The following is an 18,319-nucleotide window of genomic DNA, read 5'->3' as shown; positions in this document are numbered from 1 at the left end:
GCACCGGGTTCACCGCGGCCGCTCGCAACACCGCGCTCACAACGGCGCGCTCACAACGGCGCGCTCACAACGGCGCGCTCACGCCCCGGCGTTCACGTTCACGTTCGCGGGCAGCCGCTGCTCGAACCAGACCACCTTGCCGGTGCCCAGCCTGGTCGCGCCCCAGCGGTCCGCGCACCGGGCCACTATCTGCAGCCCGCGCCCGCGTTCGTCCTCCGGCCCGGTGCGGCGCGGGCGCGGCAGCAGCGGGCTGTCGTCGCCGACCTCGCAGCGCAGCCGGGTGGTGCGCACCAGGCTCAGGGTGACCGGCCGGGTCGCGTGCTGGACGGCGTTGGTCACCAGCTCGCTGACCATCAGCTCGGTCGCCTCGCTGAGCTCGTCCAGCCCCCAGCGGTGCAGGGTGTGCGCGGCCAGCCGGCGGGCCCGGCCGGGCGTCTCGTTGCGCGGCTGGAGGTACCAGTGCGCGACGTCCCCGGCCGGGATGCCGTCGAAGCAGGCGCCGAGCAGCGCGATGTCGTCGCCGCGGTCGCCGGGCGGCAGGATCCGCAGCGCCTCCTGGCACAGCTGCTCCGGGGACTGCCAGCGGGCGGCGGCGATCCGGGCGCGCAGCAGCTCCAGGCCGTCGCTGATCGGGCGGGTGCGGGTCTCCACCAGGCCGTCGGTGAACAGCAGCAGCGCCGAGCCGGGCGGCGCGGGCAGTTCGACGGAGTTGAAGTCCACCCCGCCGACGCCGATCGGCGCCCCGGAGTCCAGTTCGACGAGCTCGGCGGTGCCGTCCGGGCGGACCAGCACCGGCGGGACGTGCCCGGCGTTGGCCATCACCACCCGGTTGGCGATCGGGTCGTACACCGCGTAGACGCAGGTGGCCAGGTGCTGTTCGCGGCCGAGCCGCTGGGCCTGTTCGTCCAGGTGGTAGAGCACCTCGTGCGGCGGCAGGTCGAGGGCGGCCAGGGTCTGGGCGCTGGTGCGCAGCTGGCCCATGATGGCGGCCGAGGTGAGCGAGTGGCCCATCACGTCGCCGACGATCAGGGCGACCCGGTTGCCGGGCAGCGGGACGGCGTCGTACCAGTCCCCGCCGACCTGGGCGCCGCGCTCGCCGGGCAGGTAGCGCTGGGCGATCCGGACGCCGTGCGACTGCGGCAGGCGCAGCGGCAGCATGCTGCGCTGCAGCTCGTTGGCGATCTCCCACTCGCGGGCGTAGCGCAGCGCGGTGTCCACGGCCAGCCCGGCCTGGGTGGCGAGGTGCGCCGCGGTCGCGGTGTCCGCGGCGTCGAAGACCGGGCGGCCGCTGCGTTCGGGAGGGCGGCGGATCAGTATCAACAGCCCGAGCACCGCCTTGCGGCCGCGCAGCGGCAGGGCGAGGACGGAGGTGCCGGCGGCCAGCCGGGCCACCCCGCGGGTGCCGTACAGCTCGCGCAGCAGCGTCTCGGCGCGCTCGGCGGAGGGCGTGCCCAGGACGGCGGCCTCGGCGGGGCGGCGGCTCAGCAGGGCATGGGCGAGCGCCCCGCCGCGGGTCACCGGGGTGGCCGGGCCGCCGTCGGCGGTCGAGCGGGCGCCGTAACGGGAGCGGCGCCGGTCGTCCAGGCCGCTCGGGCGGCCGCGGCGGCCGATCCGGGTGCCGGTGCTGTGGTGTATCCGCAGCTCCTCCGGGAATCCGGGTTCGCGTTCGACGTTGGGCAGCGGGTCGCGCAGGTGGACGACGGCGGCGTCGGCGAGCGTCGGGACGAGCACCCGGCCGATGTTGCGCAGCGTCGCGGCGAGGTCGAGGGCGGTGTTGATCCGCCGGGTCGCCGAGTCGAGGTATGCCAGGCGGTCCGCCATCTCGGCGCGCTCCGGCCGTGCGCCCGTCCGTCGGGCCGGGGCCGGGGCCACCGGGGCCGGGGCGGTCGGGGCCGGGGCCGAGGTCGGTGGCGCGGCCGGGACCTGGCGGCGCTGGCCCGGGACGGCGGGCGGCTGCTCCGCCTCGGTCTTGAGCTGGTCGCGCACGGCTGCCTGTCCTGGATTCGGTGTGGTGGGTGAGCTGTTCTGTTGCGCCGGCCGCGGGTACGGCCGGTCCTGTCCCGGTTCGATCAGCCGACGCGTCGACAGCACAGGAACAGCTGTTCCTCCGGCGGCAGCGAGGTACTGGCCGGTGCGTACGGATGCCCCGAGCACTCCTCGACGGCGAAGCCGGCCGAGACCAGAACCCGCTCCAGATCCTCCCTCAGATACCCACTGATCCGCAGCTCTCTGCCAAGGAACGGAAGCGGAACGTGATCCAGGTCCGCCTCGACCATACCGAGCGCCAGCAGTCCCCCCGGACGCAGGAGTTCGCGCAGCCGCCCGAGCACGGTCGGGATCTCGTCCTGCGGCAGCAGGATCAGCGAGAAGAACGCGGTGACCGCGGCGAAGCGGCCCCGCCCGTCCGGCCCCAGTTCGGGGGCGTTCCAGACCCGGTCCGCACGCTCGGTGGCCAGATCGTACAGGTCGATCCGATGGAAGACTGGCGCAAAGACGCCGGGGAGAGCGGTTCGCCGGGCCAGGGTGAGCATCCCGTCGGAGAGGTCCGCGCCGATCACCCGCAGACCGGCCGCGGCCAGCTGCCGGACGGTCGGGTCGCCGGTGCCGCAGCCGACGTCCAGCACCCGGGCACCGGGTTCCAGCCCGGCGAGCAGCCGCCGGACGCAGGCCAGCTGGCCGTCCTTGGCCGGGAAGGCCTCGCCGTACCCGGCGCCGATGGTGTCGAAGGCGACCGCCTGCAGCGCCCGGGCCGCCCGCCGCCGTCGTACCTCGGGATCGTCGTCGCCCGCGTCCTCGCCGACGGGGAACGGGTCGGATATCTGTCCGGTCGTCACGTTGCGAGACACCCTTCCACCCGTGGCCTCCGGTGGCTCCTCCCGCGGCCCAGCGGGCCGCTGCCGGTGGCGGTACGTCACGCTCTGCGCACCACACGGACGGACTGCGCCCCGATGGGCATCCGGCAGACACTCGTGTGCGTACTGGCATCTGAGAATATGCGTGATCACTGCGCCATGGGGTCCCTTTCCGGCCAACTCGCCGTGCTTGGACCGTTGTGGCCCGGGTTGCGGAAGCACGAGGGTGTGGGCGGGGTTGTGCGCGAGGCCCCGCGCGCCGGACCACGCGCCAGGCTGACGTCGGTGACCTGCGGTTTTGCCGATCCGCAGGCTGACTATCGGACGTTTATCGAACGTCAATCGGCGCGGTGCAGAGTGGAGTCCAGCGCCGGGGAAGCGTTGAGGGCGCTCCCGCAGCCGGGGGGCTGCGGGAGCGCCGACGCGCGGAACGGGGGAGGTCTTCCGTGGGGGAGCGGAGGCCTTACGGCGCGGGGGGAGAGAAGGGCTCGGTGTGCTGCTGGGAGATGAGGTCCGCCACGGGGGAGGCCTCGGGCACACCGAGCCGGATGAAGATCGCATGTGCCTCCTGGAGGCAGGCGAGCCCACGGGCCGGCTGGGCGAGCGCCAGCAGCGCCTCGCCGAGCGCGGCGTTCGCCAGGCCCTGGCAGTAGGCGGAGTCCAGCTCCTGGGCGATCGCGAGCGACTCGCCGGCCGCCTCGGCGGCCTCGGTGGGCTGCCCGGCCGCGAGCAGGGCGGTGGCGAGGCGGGCCAGGGTGTAACCCCCCCACAGGGCGTTCTGCTGCGACTGGTACAGCCCGTGCGCCTCCCTCAGGTGCGGGACGGCCTCGGCGCCGGAGAGCACCACACCGAGCTGGTAGAGCGTCTGCGCGAGCAGCGGGCCGTTCTTGGACTCCCGAGCGGCGGCGACACCCTCGCCGGCGGACCGGATCGCCGTCTCCGTCATGCCGAGCCGGTGCTGCGCCCGGGCCATGTTGCTGACCACCCGCGCCTCGGCCGTCGGTGCGCCGACGGCCTGGCTGGTGGCGCGGGCCTGTGCGTAGAACGACAGGGCCTCGGCCGGACGGTTGCCGACGTTCAGCATCACGCCCAGCATGTTGGCCGTGGCGAGGAGCAGGAAGGTCGGGTCGTCCGCCTGGTGGTCCAGGCTCCGGCGGAAGGACTGTTCGGCCCCCTGGAAGTCACTGGTGTCGGACTGCAGGGTGCCGCGGGCGAAGTGCACCCGGGCGAGCGCGGCCGAGTCGTCACGACGACCCGCGTCCGCACCGATGGCCTCCAGGGTCCGGAGTGCTCGGGGGCCGCGGGTCGGGTCCGGGTCGATGCTGATCAGGTAGTTCAACAGGTCGACGGCTGCGCGTTGCAGGGCGCCGGGGCCGCTCGCGGCGGCCTCGACGGTGCTGAGCAACAGGCCGCCCTCGGTACGCAGCCAGTCCTGTGCGGCCTGACTCGTGGGCAGGCCGATTCCCGGCGACGTGGATGCGGTCAGCTGTTCGATCACGGGTTCGTCCGGCTCGATCACCTGGGCCGCGTTCCGCACGGTTGGGATCAGCAGGTCGAGCAGCCGGAGCACCGCCTGCTCCTGCTCGCCGGTGTCTCCTGTCCGCTCGTTCTGCCGCTGGGCGTAGAGCCGGAGCAGGTCGTGGTAGCGGTAGCGGCCGGGGGCGAAGCACTCCAGCATGTTCGCCTCGACCAGGGCCTCGGCGAGGTCCTCGGCGGTGTACTCGTCCACGCCGAGCAGTGCCGCGGCGGCCGCCAGGGGGATGTCGGGGGAGTCGATCAGCGCGAGCAGCCGAAAGGCGCGGGCCTCGGTCGCGGACAGCTGTCCGTAGCCGAGCCCGATGGTGGTCTCCACCGCGAGGTTGCCGAGCTGGAGTTCGTCCAGCCGTCGGCGTTGGTCGGCTAACCGACGGGCCAGGTCGGAGACGCTCCATCGCGGACGGCTGGCCAGTCGGGCGGCGGCGATGCGTACGGCCAGCGGCAGGAAGCCGCAGGCGGTGACCACCTTCATGGCGGCCTCGGGCTCGGCGGCGACCCGCTGCTCGCCGACGACGGCCGAGAACAGCGCCAGCGCCTCGTCGGGGGTCAGCTCCTCGACGTCGAACAGCTGGGCGCCGGGGATGTCGGCCAGCCGGGACCGGCTGGTGGCGAGCACGGCACAGCCGGAGACGCCGGGGATGAGCGGCCGGATCTGCTCCGCGTCGCGCGCGTTGTCCAGCAGGATCAGCATGCGGCGGTTCGCGAGCAGTGAGCGGTAGAGGGCGGCACGCTGTTCGAGCGACTCGGGGTTGTCGGCGACACCGAGCGCGTGCAGGAAGTCGCCCAGGACGACCGCCGGGTCGGCGGGCGAGACGCCGGCTCCGCGCAGGTCGACGTACAGCTGCCCGTCCGGAAACTCGGCGCGGACCCGGTGGGCGACGTGAACCGCGAGGGTGGTCTTGCCGACGCCGCCGATGCCGGCCAGCGAGGTCACGACCACGGCCTGACCGGTGGCGTTCATCAGGGCCGCCGAGAGGTCGACCGCCAGTTCCGACCGTCCGCTGAAGTCGGATACGTCGGCTGGGAGTTGGGCCGGAGCGGGGGGTGCGGCCGGGCCGTCCTCGCGGACGGTGGGGCCGGGGGCGGGGGCGACCGGGACGGCGAGCGCCGGGTCGGCCGCGAGGATGCGGGTGTGCATCGCGGACAGGCCCGCGCCCGGTTCGACCCCGAGCTCCTCGATCAGCAGCTTGCGGGTGTCGGTGTAGACGCCGAGTGCCTCGGCCTGGCGTCCGCAGCGGTACAGCGCCAGCATCAGCAGTTCGCGCAGGCGCTCGCGCAGTGGGTGCTCGGTCGTCAGGTTGTTGAGCTCGCCGACGATCTCGGCGTGCAGGCCGATGTCGAGCGCGGCGGCGCACAGCTCCTCGGTCGCCGCCACCTGGCGCTCGGCCAGCCGCCCGCGCTGGGCGTCGGCGTACGGGCCGGGGACGCCGGTCAGCGGACGTCCGCTGAACAGGTCCAGCGCCTGCGTCAGCAGCCGGTGCGCCGTGTGCTTGTCGCCCGAGGTGCGGGCGGTGGCGGCCTCGGCGGAGAGCCGCTCGAAGACCGTCAGGTCGAGGGCCTCGCCCGGGATGCGCAGCGCGTAGCCGTCGGCGACCGAGACCAGCAGTTCGGCGGGCCGGCGCACCTCGCGCCGGGGCTCGATGACGGAGCGCAGGCGGGAGATGTAGGTGCGCAGCGCGGCCACGGCCTGGGTGGGGGGCCGGTCGCCCCAGAGGGCGTCGACCAGGTCCTGGGTGGTGACCGGGCGTCCGGAGTGCAGCAGGAGGGTGGTGAGCACCGCTTGCTGCTGGGGCGATCCGAGGGAGAGGGGCTTGCCGTCGAGCCAGGCCTGGACCGGACCGAGGACTTGGAAGCGCAGCGCAGGGTTCTGCGGCGTCTCCAGAAACTCCATGAAGTCCCCCGATGGCCTGTGGTGTCGATTCCGTGAAAGGGCGCTCGGCGGTCCGCCGCGAGGCTTCAGCTTAGGCGGACGCCCGACTCTGCCGGACGGCGCCGCAAGTCGCACGATGTTTATCGGACATTTAATCAACCCTACGATACTGTCCGCGCGCCCGCGCCACAGAGGTCGGGCTGAACACATTTGATGACCGAAAGGCGGCCGCCCAATGGCCAATGACCAGAGCGAGACCCCGGTGCTGTCGACGCCCGAGAACGCGGCGCAGACCGGCACCCCGGCCGCCGCTGTGGAGGCGGGCAAGGCTGTGGAGGGCGCGGTGACCGCGGCCTCGGACCCGACGGGGTACACCGCGCCGACCGACGCGGAGAAGAACGCGTTCGAGAACGGCTCCTTCGGTGACGAGGGCCAGTACATCGAGGAGCCCGCCGGCGAGCCGGGCGGCCCGTACCGGCCGGAGAACGCGGTCGGAGGCAACCCGTAAGCCGTTGTGGCCGAGTGCCCCCGCGCCCTGTCCGGGCGCGGGGGCGCCGTCGGTTATGCGCGCCAATTCGTGTGCGAGTGCACCGTGGTGGCCGATTTCGGTCCCTGGTGCACGCATGGTGACCGGTGCTATCCGTAACGTGCCGGTCGTGGGGCGTCCGGCGTTCCGGAATTCCGGATTCACCGGGGGATTGCCGAGTCCTGAATGCTGCGATTTGCGTGGATTTTGCCGCAATTACCGCAAATGATCCCATTCAGTCGAATCGCGGGGCCCGGGAACGGGTGAGACCTGGTGCGGTTCGGCGGTCCATTCCCGGCCGCCGCCCTCGGGGCGCAGGTAGTGCTCGCCGCCGAGGGTGTCCATGTAGATGCCGGTGCGTCCGGTCCTCCGGTCGAGGACGAGTTCACCCGTGTGTGGCCGGTAGGCCGAGGTGTCGCGCTGTCGGGTGCTCACCGCCTGCTCCTTTCGGCGTGTGCCCAGCATCTCTAGAGAAGCTAATATCTCTAGAGATGTCAACGGTCCGTCGTATCTCCTTACCGGCGGCCGCGGGCGCGCCTACGATTTGTCCGAGGCAGAGGGAGAGCGGCGATGACCGGTAGCAGTGGCGACAAGCGGCCCAAGTACCAGCGGATCGCCGAAGCGCTGAAGGCGGCCATCGCCGCCGGCCGGTACCGCGCGGGCGACCGCCTGCCCGGCGAGAACGACCTCATGGACGAGTACGGCGTGGCCCGGATGACGGCACGTCAGGCGCTCGGCGTGCTGCAGAGCGAGGGCATCGCCGAGGCGCGCCGCGGCGCCGGGGTGTTCGTCCGGGACTTCCGGCCGCTGCGCCGGCGCGGCATCCAGCGGCTGGCGCAGGGGCAGTGGGGGTCCGGCCGGTCGATATGGTCGGCGGACATCGACAACCGCAGCCTGGTGGTCGACCAGGTGACCGTCGCCGAGCAGGGCGCGCCCGAGCACGTGGCGCGGGTGCTCGGGGTCGACCCGGGCGCCCCGATGTGCGTGCGGCAGCGCCGCTTCGTGCTGGACGGCAAGCCGGTGCTGCTCTCCACCTCCTACCTGCCCGCCGGGCTGGTCGCGGGCACCGCCATCACCCGCGAGGACACCGGCCCCGGCGGCATCTTCGCCCGGCTCGCCGAGGTCGGCGCCAAGCCCGTGCACTTCCGCGAGGAGGTCCGCTCCCGGATGCCCAGCGCGGAGGAGTCCACCCGCCTGGAACTGTCCGCCGGCACCCCGGTCATCCTGATCTGCCGCACCGCCTTCGCCGACGAGGGGCAGGTCGTCGAACTCAACGAGATGACCCTGGACGCCGCCTCCTACGTCCTGGAGTACGACTTCGACGCCTGAGCGCGGATCGGCCGGTCCGGCGCGGGCACGGACGCGGAACCGCCCCGGCGCGGGCTGGGGTTCCAGCGGCCGGGGCGGTTCGGGGGGTGCTGCGGGGGCGTGCGGGGACGGCCCCGGGCGGGGCTACTCCTTGGAGCGGACGCGCAGGTTGGTGATCAGCGGGCCCTCGGTGGTCTCGCGGAAGAAGTCGTTGCCCTTGTCGTCGACGACGATGAAGGCCGGGAAGTCCTCGACCTCGATGCGCCAGACCGCCTCCATGCCGAGCTCGGCGTACTCCAGCACCTCGACCTTCTTGATGCAGTCCTGGGCGAGACGGGCGGCCGGGCCGCCGATCGAGCCGAGATAGAAGCCGCCGTGCGCGGCGCAGGCGTCGGTGACCTGCTTGCTGCGGTTGCCCTTGGCGAGCATGACCATCGAGCCGCCGGCCGCCTGGAACTGGTCGACGTAGGAGTCCATCCGGCCGGCCGTGGTCGGGCCGAAGGAGCCGGAGGCGTAGCCCTCGGGGGTCTTGGCCGGGCCCGCGTAGTAGACCGGGTGGTCCTGGAGGTACTTGGGCATGCCCTCGCCGGCGTCCAGGCGCTCCTTGATCTTGGCGTGGGCGATGTCGCGGGCGACCACGAGCGTGCCGGTGAGCGACAGTCGGGTCTTCACCGGGTACTTGGACAGCTCGGCGCGGATCGCGGACATCGGCTGGTCGAGGTCGACGCGCACCACGTCGTCGTCGAGGTGCTCGTCGGTGGTGTCCGGCAGGTACTTCGCCGGGTCGGTCTCCAGCTGCTCCAGGAACACGCCCTCGGCGGTGATCTTGCCGAGCGCCTGGCGGTCGGCGGAGCAGGAGACGGCCATCGCGACCGGCAGCGAGGCGCCGTGCCGCGGCAGGCGCACCACGCGCACGTCGTGGCAGAAGTACTTGCCGCCGAACTGGGCGCCGATGCCGATCTTCTGGGTCAGCTCGGTGACCTTGGCCTCCAGCTCCAGGTCGCGGAAGCCGTGGCCGGTCTTGGCGTTGCCCGAGGTCGGCAGGTTGTCCAGGTAGTGCGCCGAGGCGTACTTGGCGGTCTTCAGCGCGAACTCGGCGCTGGTGCCGCCGATCACGATGGCCAGGTGGTACGGCGGGCAGGCCGCGGTGCCCAGCGAGCGGATCTTCTGCTCCAGGAACGAGAGCATGCTCGCCTCGTTCAGGATGGCCTTGGTCTCCTGGTACAGGTACGACTTGTTGGCGGAGCCGCCGCCCTTGGCCATGAACAGGAACTTGTACGCGTCCCCGTCGGTGGCGTACAGCTCGATCTGGGCCGGCAGGTTGTTGCCGGTGTTCTTCTCGTCCCAGGTGGTCACCGGGGCCATCTGGGAGTAGCGCAGGTTGAGCTTGGTGTACGCGTCGAACACGCCGCGCGCGATGGCGGACTCGTCGCCGCCCTCGGTCAGCACGTTCTGACCGCGCTTGCCCATGACGATCGCGGTGCCGGTGTCCTGGCACATCGGGAGGATGCCGCCGGCCGAGATGTTGACGTTCTTCAGCAGGTCGAGCGCGACGAAGCGGTCGTTGGGGCTGGCCTCCGGGTCGTCCAGGATGCGGCGCAGCTGGGCGAGGTGGGCGGGGCGCAGGTAGTGCGAGATGTCGTGCATCGCCTCGGCCGTCAGCAGCCGCAGCGCCTCGGGCTCGACCTGGAGGAAGGTGCGACCGCCGGCCTCGAAGGTGGAGACACCCTCGGAGGTGAGCTTGCGGTACGGGGTCGGGTCAGCGCCCAGGGGGAGCAGGTCGCTGTACTCGAAGTCTGGCGTGGGAGCCATGGGGGCGGTCCTTAGCTGTCCAGTTGGTCCGGCTGCGTCGGCGAAGCACCATCAAGGGTAGGACCCGTCGGAAGTCGGCATGCGGACAGGGCAGCCTTGCGTGACCGGGCTCACTCGCTCGGGAGTGCGAGCGACTAGTCTGATCCCGTGGACAACTCGCCGTCGCACGACGACCCGGGGCAGCCGCCGGTGCCGGCGCCCGTACCGATGACCAAGCCCGAGAGCAGGGCGCAGGCCGCGCCGCGCCCGCACGCGCCGGCCGCAGAAGCGGAGTTGCGCGTCTCCGATGCCGACCGCGAGAAGGTCGCGGAACTGCTGCGGGACGCCTACGCCGAGGGCCGCCTGGACGCGGACGAGCACGCCGAGCGGATCGAGGCCGCCTACGCCGCGAAGACCTTCGGCGACCTCGCGCCGCTGACCCGGGACCTGCCGGCCCGTCCGCTGTCCTTCGAGAAGCCGCCGCCGGCCGCCCCGCAGCCGTCGTCGCCGCCGCAGCCGCCCGCGCGCCTGGAGTCCCCCACGGTGGTGGCCATCTTCGGCGGCGCCGCCCGCAAGGGCCGCTGGCGGGTGGGCTCGCACCTGAGCGCCTTCGCCGCGTTCGGCGGGGTGGACATCGACCTGACCGACGCCGTGTTCGAGTCCCCCGAGGTGGAGATCACCGTGACGGCGATCTTCGGCGGGGTCCAGGTCCGGGTCCCGGAGAACGTCACCCTGCAGGGCTCCGGCATCGGCATCTTCGGCGGTTTCGACGTCCGGGAGACGACCGCGGCGGACCCGTACGCTCCGGTTGTCCGGATCAAGGGCCTTGCGCTGTTCGGCGGTTGTGAGGCGAAGCCGCGCCGGGGCAAGAAGCTGAAGGAGTGGGTGCGCCGCCAACTCGGCGTCGACTGACCGCCATTGACCTGCGAAGCGCCCGGCTGTGGATCAACTCCCGGCCGGGCGCTCGGCGTTGCGGCCAGTGCGCTGCGTAGTCGATTGCGTGCAGTGTGCATGAATCGCGGCCGGGCGGGGTAGTTCCTTCCGCACATCGCTTCTTGGACGGCTGCGCACCGGAGGCGGCCGAGCGGCCGTGCCGGGTTGGACAGCGGGGGCTCGCGGCCGGCGGGGGAGCGAGGGATCCCCGTGTCCGAGAGCCTCGTCAGGAGTACGGCCGTGCTGCATCCGATCGAGTCCCGCACCACCTCGCCAGTCGCCGCCGCGCAGGTCCTGGAGCGCCGCCCCGGTGTCCGGCCGCAGCCGCAGCCCCAGGGCGGCCGGGCGGGTGCCCCCGCGGGCGAGGACAACCCCTGGCACACCGGTGCCGCGTGTCGGCGGGACGAGGCGGGGCTGTTCTTCGCGCCCTCCAAGGAGCCCACGGCGGCCCGGCTGTCGCGCGAGGAGCAGGCCAAGCAGGTGTGCGCCCGCTGTCCGGTGCTGCTGGAGTGCCGCGAGCACGCGCTGGCCCAGCCGGAGCCGTACGGGGTCTGGGGCGGGCTGACGGCCGCCGAGCGGCGGGTGGTGCTGGCCCGGCGCCGCCGCCGGGACGCGGAGCTGCGCGAGGCGGCTCGGGCGACGGCGGCCGCGCGGCGCCGGATAGCCGGGTGACGGCGGGCCCGAGAGCGGGACGGCGACGCGCCGCGGCCCCGGCGGAGGGGGATTCCGCCGGGGCCGCGGTGCCGCGTTCTCCGGGCCTCAGTTGGCGCGGTCGAAGTCGATCGCGCTGTACGCCCGCAGCTTCGAGAGCTTGTGGGTGGAGTTGATCTCGCGGATGGTGCCGCTCTTGGAGCGCATCACCAGCGAGCTGGTGGTGGCGGTCTCCGAGCGGTAGTGCACGCCGCGCAGCAGCTCGCCGTCGGTGATGCCGGTGGCGACGAAGAACACGTTCTCGCCGCTGACGAGGTCGTCCGTGGTGAGCACCCGGTCCAGGTCGTGGCCGGCGTCCAGGGCCTTCTGCCGCTCGGCCTCGTCCTTGGGCCACAGCCGGCCCTGGATCACGCCGCCCATGCACTTCATCGCGCAGGCCGCGATGATGCCCTCGGGGGTGCCGCCGACGCCCATCAGCAGGTCGACGCCGGTGCCCTCGCGGGCGGCCATGATGGCGCCGGCCACGTCGCCGTCCGAGATGAACTTGATCCGGGCGCCCGCCTCGCGGATCTCCCGGACCAGGCCGTCGTGGCGCGGGCGGTCGAGCACGACGACGGTGACGTCCTCGACGGCGCTGCCCTTGGCCTTGGCGACCCGGCGGATGTTGACCGCGGCCGGGGCGGTGATGTCGACGAACTCGGCGGCCTCCGGGCCGGCCACCAGCTTGTCCATGTAGAACACGGCGCTGGGGTCGAACATGGTGCCGCGGTCGGCGACGGCCAGCACGGCCACCGCGTTGTTCATGCCCTTGGCGGTCAGCGTGGTGCCGTCCACCGGGTCGACCGCGACGTCGCACTCGGCGCCGGTGCCGTCGCCGACCCGCTCGCCGTTGTAGAGCATCGGGGCTTCGTCCTTCTCGCCCTCGCCGATGACGACCACGCCGTTCATCGACACGGTCGAGACGAGGGTGCGCATCGCCTTCACGGCGGCACCGTCCGCGCCGTTCTTGTCGCCACGTCCGACCCACCGGCCGGCGGCCATCGCGGCCGCCTCGGTGACCCGGACGAGCTCGAGCGCGAGGTTCCGGTCGGGAGCCTCGGGCGCGACCTCCAGGGCACTGGGAAGGTGGTGCGGGTACTGCGTGGTCATCGTCGTTACCTCTCTGTACGCGACGGCCAGTGAGCGCCCGACTACTGCCAGGTCGAACGCCGTGGTGAGGGTATTGCGATCGTATCTGCCCATGAGATGACTGTCTGTGGCGCGGGTCGCTGCTCTGTGGCGGAAAACACCGGTTCGACCCCTTTCATCCGTACGTGGACACCCCTGGTGGCCGTCCCGGTGTGTGGATGAGTCACCATGTGGGGGTGGCAGCAGACAGCAAGGGCATGAGGGGTCGGCAGACCGTACGGGACATGGTCCTGTCGATGCTGGCGGTCGGTTTCATCGTCTGGATCGGGTACCTGTTCCTCCCGCACGACGCCAACGGCGACCCGGTGCACGTGGTCGAGTACAAGGTCGCGGCGGCCTCCGCCAAGCGCGCCGCGCCGTACCCGCTGCTCGCCCCGGAGGGGCTGCCGGAGAAGTGGCGGGCCACCTCGGTCGCCTACCGGCCGGCCGACCAGAACAACGGCAAGGGCAACGCCTGGCACCTGGGCTTCGTGACTCCCTCCGGCCAGTACGCGGCGGTCGAGCAGAGCGACGTCTCGCGCGACTCCCTGGTGTCGGACTACGTCAAGGGCGCCAAGGCGGACGGCACCTCCGAGGTGGCCGGCCGCACCTGGGACCGGCTGCAGGGCGAGAAGGACCGCGCCCTGGCCGCGCAGACCGGCGTCGGGACCACCCTGCTCACCGGCACCGCCTCCTACGAGGAGCTGGCCGAGCTGGCGCAGGCGCTCAAGTAGTCCGCCCCCGCACCCGCTTCCGCGCACCCGCTTCCGCGCGCACGCCGAAGGGCCCCGCACCGGACGAACCGGTGCGGGGCCCTTCGGCGTGCGCGGGGTGGATCAGACCGTGGTGACGACCTCGTCGTAGGCCAGGCGCGGCGAACGCGGGAACCAGGCGTCCTCGCCCGGCTGGCCGATGTTGACCACGGCCAGCACCGAGTGCTCGCCGTCCTCGAAGAACTCCTTGTTGATGCCGTCGGCGTCGAAGCCGGTCATCGGGCCGGCGGCCAGGCCGGCGGCGCGCACGCCGACGATGAAGTAGGCGGCCTGCAGGGCGCCGTTCAGCGTGGCGGACTGCTCGCGGACGCTGCGCTCCGAGAAGAACAGGTCCTTGGCCTGCGGGAAGTGCGGGAGCTGGGTCGGCAGCTCCTCGTGGAACTCGTTGTCCACGGCCAGGATGGCGACCAGCGGGGCGGCGGCGGTCTTCTCCTTGTTGCCGTCCGCCATCTGCCGGACGAGGCGCTCGCGGCCCTCGGCCGAGCGGACCAGGACGACGCGCAGCGGCTGCTGGTTGAAGGCGGTCGGGCCGAACTTGACCAGCTCGTAGATGGCCCGGATCTGCTCCTCGGAGACCGGCTCGTCGGTGAAGGTGTTCGCGGTGCGGGCCTCGCGGAACAGCAGGTCCTGGGCGGCGGCGTCGAGTACCAGGGCGTCGGTGGTCATGCTTGTGCACCTCATGCGGAAAGGAGTTCGTCGGTGTGACCGGCCGCGGCCGATCACTTCCTCCAACATAGGTGAAGTTTCAACGATTCCCCAAGCAGGTGTGAGCTGCTTCACTCCCGCCCGGTTTCCAGCCGCCGCGCGGCCTCACTCCCCGCCCGGGCTCGCGCCCTCCTCGGCGGCCAGCGCGGCGTCCAGCCGGGCCCGGGCGCCGTCCAACCAGCGCTGGCACACCTTCGCCAGCTGCTCGCCGCGCTCCCACAGGGCCAGCGACTCCTCCAGCGAGGTTCCGCCGTTCTCCAGCTGCCGGACGACGTCCAGCAGCGCGTCCCGGGCGTGCTCGTAGCCCAGCGCGTCGTCCGGGTTCGGCGCCGCCGCGTCCTGCTGTTCCTGCTGCTCTGCCATGCGTGCCAGCGTAGGGGCTCGGGCCGACACTCCCCAGCCTCGTCCGGCCGTGGTCAGGGCCTGCCTACCGGGGGTCCACGGTGACGTCGAGGCCGCCGCCCGCCACCCGGGCGTGCAGCCCCTCGCCGGGCGCGACCTGCGCCGGGTCGGTCACCACCGTGCCGTCCGCCCGCTGGAGCACCGCGTAGCCGCGCTCCAGGGTGGCCGCGGGGGAGAGCGCGACCACCCGGGCCAGGGTGTGCCCGAGGTCGCTCTGCGCGTGGTCCAGCCGGTGCCGCAGGGTGCGCCGGGCCCGCTCCAGCAGGCCGTCCACCTCCTGCCCGCGCCCGTCCAGCATCCGGTGCGGGGCGGCCAGCGCAGGACGGCTGCGGACCCCGTCCAGCCCGTGCTGCTCGCGCTCGACCCGGGACAGCACGTGCCGGCGGGCGCGGTCGCGCAGCTGGCGGATCTTCGCCAGCTCCTCGCCGACGTCCGGAACCACCCGTTTGGCCGCGTCGGTCGGGGTGGAGGCGCGCAGGTCGGCCACGAAGTCCAGCAGCGGCTGGTCCGGCTCGTGCCCGATCGCGCTCACCACCGGCGTACGGGCGGCCGCGACCAGCCGCACCAGCCCCTCGTCCGAGAACGGCAGCAGGTCCTCCACGCTGCCGCCGCCGCGGGCCACGACGATCACGTCGACCTCGGGGTGCTCGTCCAGCTCCCGCACGGCCGCGCACACCCGCTCCACCGCGCTGACCCCCTGCACCGGGACGTTGCGCACCTCGAAGCGGACGGCAGGCCAGCGCCGCCGGGCGTTCTCCAGGACGTCCCGCTCGGCGGCCGAACCGCGCCCGGTGACCAGCCCGACGCACTGCGGCAGGAACGGCAGCGGCTTCTTGCGCTCGGCCGCGAACAGGCCCTCCCCGGCGAGCCGCCGCTTCAGCTGCTCCAGCCGGGCCAGCAGCTCGCCCAGGCCCACCGGCCGGATCTCGGAGGCGCGCATCGACAGCTGCCCGCGCGCCGCGTACCACTCCGGCTTGGCGTGCACGACGACTCGCGCGCCCTCCTGCACCACGTCCGCGACCTGGTCGAACACCGAGCGGAAGCAGGTCACCGTGAGCGACACGTCGGCCTGGGGGTCACGCAGGGTCAGGAACACCACGCCCGCGCCGGGGCGGCGGCTGAGCTGGGTGATCTGCCCCTCCACCCAGACCGCGCCGAGCCGGTCGATCCAGCCGCCGATCAGCGCGGAGACCTTGCCGACCGGGAGCGGCGCTTCGGGGGAGCTGGTGTTGGCCATGCGTACGAGGCTAACGGCGCCGGCCGACACGGCTACGTCCGCCGCAACGGCGACAGTCCGCGTCTACGGCCGTCGGCGCCCGCCGGCCCGGCCGGGGCCGCCGCTTCGGCCGCCCGCCCCCTGGACGGCGAGCACCACCAGGCCGACCGCCAGCCAGACCAGCCCGACCAGCTGCGCGGTGGACGAGGCCTCGTACACCACCGCCCCGATCACCGCGATCCCCAGCACCGGCACGACCAGGTGCCGCAGCCACCGCCGCGAGCGGTGCCGCACCGCGTACCAGCCGATCACCGAGGCGTGCAGCAGCGCGAAGGCGGTCAGCGCGCCCACGTTCACCACCGAGGTGAGCTGGTCCAGCCCGTCGTCCCGGTCGGCCGCCCAGACCGCCGCTGCCATCGTGATCACCGCGGCCGTCAGCAGTGCCCGGCGCGGCACCGCGCTGGCCGGGTCGACCGAGCCGAGCACCCGCGGCAGCCGGCCGTCCCGGGCCATCGCGAAGACCAGCCGGCCGGCCGCGGCCTGCCCGGCCAGGGCGGCGAAGGCCGCGCCGATCGCCTTGCCGGCCGCCACCAGCACGTGCAGCCAGTGCCCGACCCCGTTCTCCACGGTGTCGTAGAAGGCCGAGCCCTGGGCCGCCGGGTCCGCCGCGAGCTGCTGCGGGCCGGTCGGCTCCAGCAGCGCCGCCAGGTAGGTCTGGACGACGAACAGCACCCCGGCCAGCGCCAGGCACCAGAGCACCGCCCTGGCCACCGCCGCGGACGCGCCGACCGCCTCCTCCACGAAGGTGGCGATCGCGTCGAAGCCCAGGTAGGAGAGCACCGCGACGGACACCGCCGAGATCACCGCGGTCGGCGAGAACGCCCCGACGGCGGTGAACGGGGTGTCCCAGCCGCGCCGGGCGCCGTCCTGGGCCAGCGCCACCACGGCCGCGGCCGTGAACACCAGCAGCACCGCGATCTCCATCGCGAGCACCGCGAACCCGACCGCCGCCGCCGTCCGCACCCCGACCAGGTTGAGCGCGGTGGTCACCACCACCGCGAGCGCCGTCCAGACCCAGCGGGAGACGTCCGGCACCAGGGAGTTCAGCGCGATCCCGGAGAACAGGTAGGCCACCGCGGGGATCAGGAGGTAGTCGAGCATCGCCATCCACCCGGCGACGAAGCCCGGGCCCTCGCCCAGGCCGGCCCGCGCGTAGGCGAACACCGAGCCGGTCTGCGGCACCGCGCGCACCATCTCGGCGTACGAGAAGGCGGTGAAGCCCATCGCCACCGTCGCGGCCAGGTACACGGCGGCGACGGCTCCGTGGCTCCTGGCGTCCAGCACGCCGAACACGCCGACCGGGGCCATCGGGGCGATGAACAGCAGTCCGTAGACCATCAGATCGCGCACGCCCAGGCTGCGGCGCAGGCCGCTCGGCGTCGCCTGCTCGCTCACAGAGCTCATAGACACCACATTTTGAGCGGTATCGACCGAGTCCGCACGGAAAGCGTCCACGGTTGGCGCGGCTCCCCGGCCGGGGCGGCGGGACCCGCCACCGCCCGTACGATGGAGCCATGTCCAAGACCGCGCAGCGCCGTGTCCTGCTCGCCGCCCCCCGGGGCTACTGCGCGGGAGTCGACCGCGCCGTGATCGCCGTGGAGAAGGCCCTGGAGCAGTACGGGGCGCCCATCTACGTCCGCAAGCAGATCGTCCACAACAAGTACGTGGTGCAGACCCTGGAGAAGAAGGGCGCGATCTTCGTCGACGAGACGGAGGAGGTGCCGCAGGGCGCGATCGTCGTCTTCTCCGCGCACGGCGTCGCCCCGTCCGTCCACGACGAGGCGCGGGCCGGGAAGCTCGCCACCATCGACGCGACCTGCCCGCTCGTCACCAAGGTGCACAAGGAGGCCGTGCGCTTCGCCGACGAGGGCTTCGACATCCTCCTGGTGGGCCACGAGGGCCACGAGGAGGTCATCGGCACCATGGGCGAGGCCCCGGACCGGATCCACCTGGTGGACGGTGCCGAGGACGTCGCCAACGTGCGGGTCCGGGACGAGTCCAAGGTCGTCTGGCTGTCCCAGACCACCCTGTCCGTGGACGAGACCATGGCCACCGTCGGCGAGCTGAAGAAGCGCTTCCCCGCGCTGGTCAGCCCGCCCAGCGACGACATCTGCTACGCCACCCAGAACCGCCAGGTCGCGGTCAAGCAGCTGGCCGCGGAGACCGACCTGCTGATCGTGGTCGGCTCCAGGAACTCCTCCAACTCCGTCCGCCTGGTCGAGGTCGGCCTGGAGTACGGCGCCAAGGCCGCCCACCTGGTGGACTTCGCCGAGGAGATCCGCGAGGAGTGGCTGGAGGGCGTCACCACGGTCGGCCTGACCAGCGGCGCCTCGGTGCCGGAGATCCTGGTCGACGGCGTGCTGGAGTTCCTGGCCGCGCGCGGTTACGACACGGTCGAGACGGTCAAGACCGCCGAGGAGCACCTGACCTTCTCGCTGCCCAAGGAGCTGCGCCGCGACCTGCGCGCCGAGGCGGCGGGCAAGCTCTGACCCCACCCGGAAGGCCCGGCACCCCCGACTCGGGGCGCCG

Annotated in this window: 16 protein-coding genes; 6 read left to right on the top strand and 10 right to left on the bottom strand. The window is 72.9% G+C overall.

Annotated features, from left to right (window positions below):
* Nucleotides 1-78 precede the first annotated feature (78 nt).
* The 3 genes from ACZ5OX_RS15785 to ACZ5OX_RS15775 form a co-directional block, all read right to left on the bottom strand.
* Nucleotides 79-1,821 (bottom strand): SpoIIE family protein phosphatase, encoded by a 1,743-nt coding sequence (locus tag ACZ5OX_RS15785; RefSeq protein WP_465630400.1) that lies wholly within the window; start codon nt 1,819-1,821, stop codon nt 79-81.
* Between the two features lie 248 nt (nt 1,822-2,069).
* The gene (locus tag ACZ5OX_RS15780; protein ID WP_465630399.1) at nt 2,070-2,741 is read right to left on the bottom strand and encodes a class I SAM-dependent methyltransferase; all 672 of its coding nucleotides are present in this window, start codon (nt 2,739-2,741) and stop codon (nt 2,070-2,072) included.
* Nucleotides 2,742-3,315: 574 nt separating this feature from the next.
* Nucleotides 3,316-6,279, bottom strand: coding sequence for an AfsR/SARP family transcriptional regulator (locus ACZ5OX_RS15775; protein WP_465630339.1), 2,964 nt, complete (start codon nt 6,277-6,279; stop codon nt 3,316-3,318).
* A 214-nt stretch (nt 6,280-6,493) separates the two neighbouring features.
* Here ACZ5OX_RS15775 and ACZ5OX_RS15770 point away from each other — a divergent pair, with 214 nt between their 5' ends.
* The gene (locus tag ACZ5OX_RS15770; RefSeq protein WP_449791152.1) at nt 6,494-6,766 is read left to right on the top strand and encodes a hypothetical protein; all 273 of its coding nucleotides are present in this window, start codon (nt 6,494-6,496) and stop codon (nt 6,764-6,766) included.
* A gap of 234 nt (nt 6,767-7,000) precedes the next feature.
* Here ACZ5OX_RS15770 and ACZ5OX_RS15765 read toward each other — a convergent pair whose 3' ends face one another.
* Entirely contained in the window at nt 7,001-7,219 is a 219-nt protein-coding gene (locus ACZ5OX_RS15765; protein ID WP_449791151.1) for a hypothetical protein, read from the bottom strand.
* Between the two features lie 135 nt (nt 7,220-7,354).
* On the opposite strand from ACZ5OX_RS15765, the gene ACZ5OX_RS15760 reads away from it, so the two are divergent.
* On the top strand, nt 7,355-8,113 hold the full coding sequence (locus ACZ5OX_RS15760; protein ID WP_465630338.1) for a GntR family transcriptional regulator: 759 nt from the start codon (nt 7,355-7,357) through the stop codon (nt 8,111-8,113).
* 123 nt (nt 8,114-8,236) lie between these two features.
* Here ACZ5OX_RS15760 and ACZ5OX_RS15755 read toward each other — a convergent pair whose 3' ends face one another.
* Nucleotides 8,237-9,904 carry a fumarate hydratase gene (locus ACZ5OX_RS15755; RefSeq protein ID WP_392873725.1) on the bottom strand — a complete coding sequence of 556 codons (1,668 nt, stop codon included), beginning with the start codon at nt 9,902-9,904 and terminating at the stop codon, nt 8,237-8,239.
* A 207-nt stretch (nt 9,905-10,111) separates the two neighbouring features.
* On the opposite strand from ACZ5OX_RS15755, the gene ACZ5OX_RS15750 reads away from it, so the two are divergent.
* Both ACZ5OX_RS15750 and ACZ5OX_RS15745 read left to right on the top strand, forming a co-directional pair.
* Nucleotides 10,112-10,795, top strand: a complete 684-nt coding sequence (locus ACZ5OX_RS15750; RefSeq protein ID WP_465630398.1) for a DUF1707 SHOCT-like domain-containing protein — start codon at nt 10,112-10,114, stop codon at nt 10,793-10,795.
* A gap of 261 nt (nt 10,796-11,056) precedes the next feature.
* Nucleotides 11,057-11,488, top strand: coding sequence for a WhiB family transcriptional regulator (locus tag ACZ5OX_RS15745; protein WP_465630337.1), 432 nt, complete (start codon nt 11,057-11,059; stop codon nt 11,486-11,488).
* A gap of 87 nt (nt 11,489-11,575) precedes the next feature.
* Here ACZ5OX_RS15745 and glpX read toward each other — a convergent pair whose 3' ends face one another.
* Nucleotides 11,576-12,616 carry a class II fructose-bisphosphatase gene (glpX, locus tag ACZ5OX_RS15740; protein ID WP_392873719.1) on the bottom strand — a complete coding sequence of 347 codons (1,041 nt, stop codon included), beginning with the start codon at nt 12,614-12,616 and terminating at the stop codon, nt 11,576-11,578.
* A gap of 215 nt (nt 12,617-12,831) precedes the next feature.
* Here glpX and ACZ5OX_RS15735 point away from each other — a divergent pair, with 215 nt between their 5' ends.
* Nucleotides 12,832-13,368 (top strand): DUF4245 domain-containing protein, encoded by a 537-nt coding sequence (locus tag ACZ5OX_RS15735; protein WP_449791147.1) that lies wholly within the window; start codon nt 12,832-12,834, stop codon nt 13,366-13,368.
* Nucleotides 13,369-13,470: 102 nt separating this feature from the next.
* Here the strand turns inward: ACZ5OX_RS15735 and ACZ5OX_RS15730 are convergent, their stop codons facing one another.
* The 4 genes from ACZ5OX_RS15730 to ACZ5OX_RS15715 form a co-directional block, all read right to left on the bottom strand.
* Nucleotides 13,471-14,073 (bottom strand): malonic semialdehyde reductase, encoded by a 603-nt coding sequence (locus tag ACZ5OX_RS15730; RefSeq protein WP_465630336.1) that lies wholly within the window; start codon nt 14,071-14,073, stop codon nt 13,471-13,473.
* Between the two features lie 144 nt (nt 14,074-14,217).
* The gene (locus tag ACZ5OX_RS15725; RefSeq protein WP_449791145.1) at nt 14,218-14,475 is read right to left on the bottom strand and encodes an exodeoxyribonuclease VII small subunit; all 258 of its coding nucleotides are present in this window, start codon (nt 14,473-14,475) and stop codon (nt 14,218-14,220) included.
* Nucleotides 14,476-14,539: 64 nt separating this feature from the next.
* Nucleotides 14,540-15,751, bottom strand: coding sequence for an exodeoxyribonuclease VII large subunit (gene xseA, locus ACZ5OX_RS15720; protein ID WP_465630335.1), 1,212 nt, complete (start codon nt 15,749-15,751; stop codon nt 14,540-14,542).
* 63 nt (nt 15,752-15,814) lie between these two features.
* A complete protein-coding gene (locus ACZ5OX_RS15715) occupies nt 15,815-17,194 on the bottom strand; it encodes an APC family permease (protein WP_465630334.1) in 1,380 nt (459 codons plus the stop codon).
* A gap of 110 nt (nt 17,195-17,304) precedes the next feature.
* On the opposite strand from ACZ5OX_RS15715, the gene ACZ5OX_RS15710 reads away from it, so the two are divergent.
* Nucleotides 17,305-18,279 carry a 4-hydroxy-3-methylbut-2-enyl diphosphate reductase gene (locus tag ACZ5OX_RS15710; protein WP_392873704.1) on the top strand — a complete coding sequence of 325 codons (975 nt, stop codon included), beginning with the start codon at nt 17,305-17,307 and terminating at the stop codon, nt 18,277-18,279.
* The last annotated feature ends 40 nt before the right edge of the window (nt 18,280-18,319 follow it).

The organism is Kitasatospora sp. NPDC032121, assembly GCF_055580145.1.
This window is presented reverse-complemented; position numbering and strand designations above follow the sequence as displayed.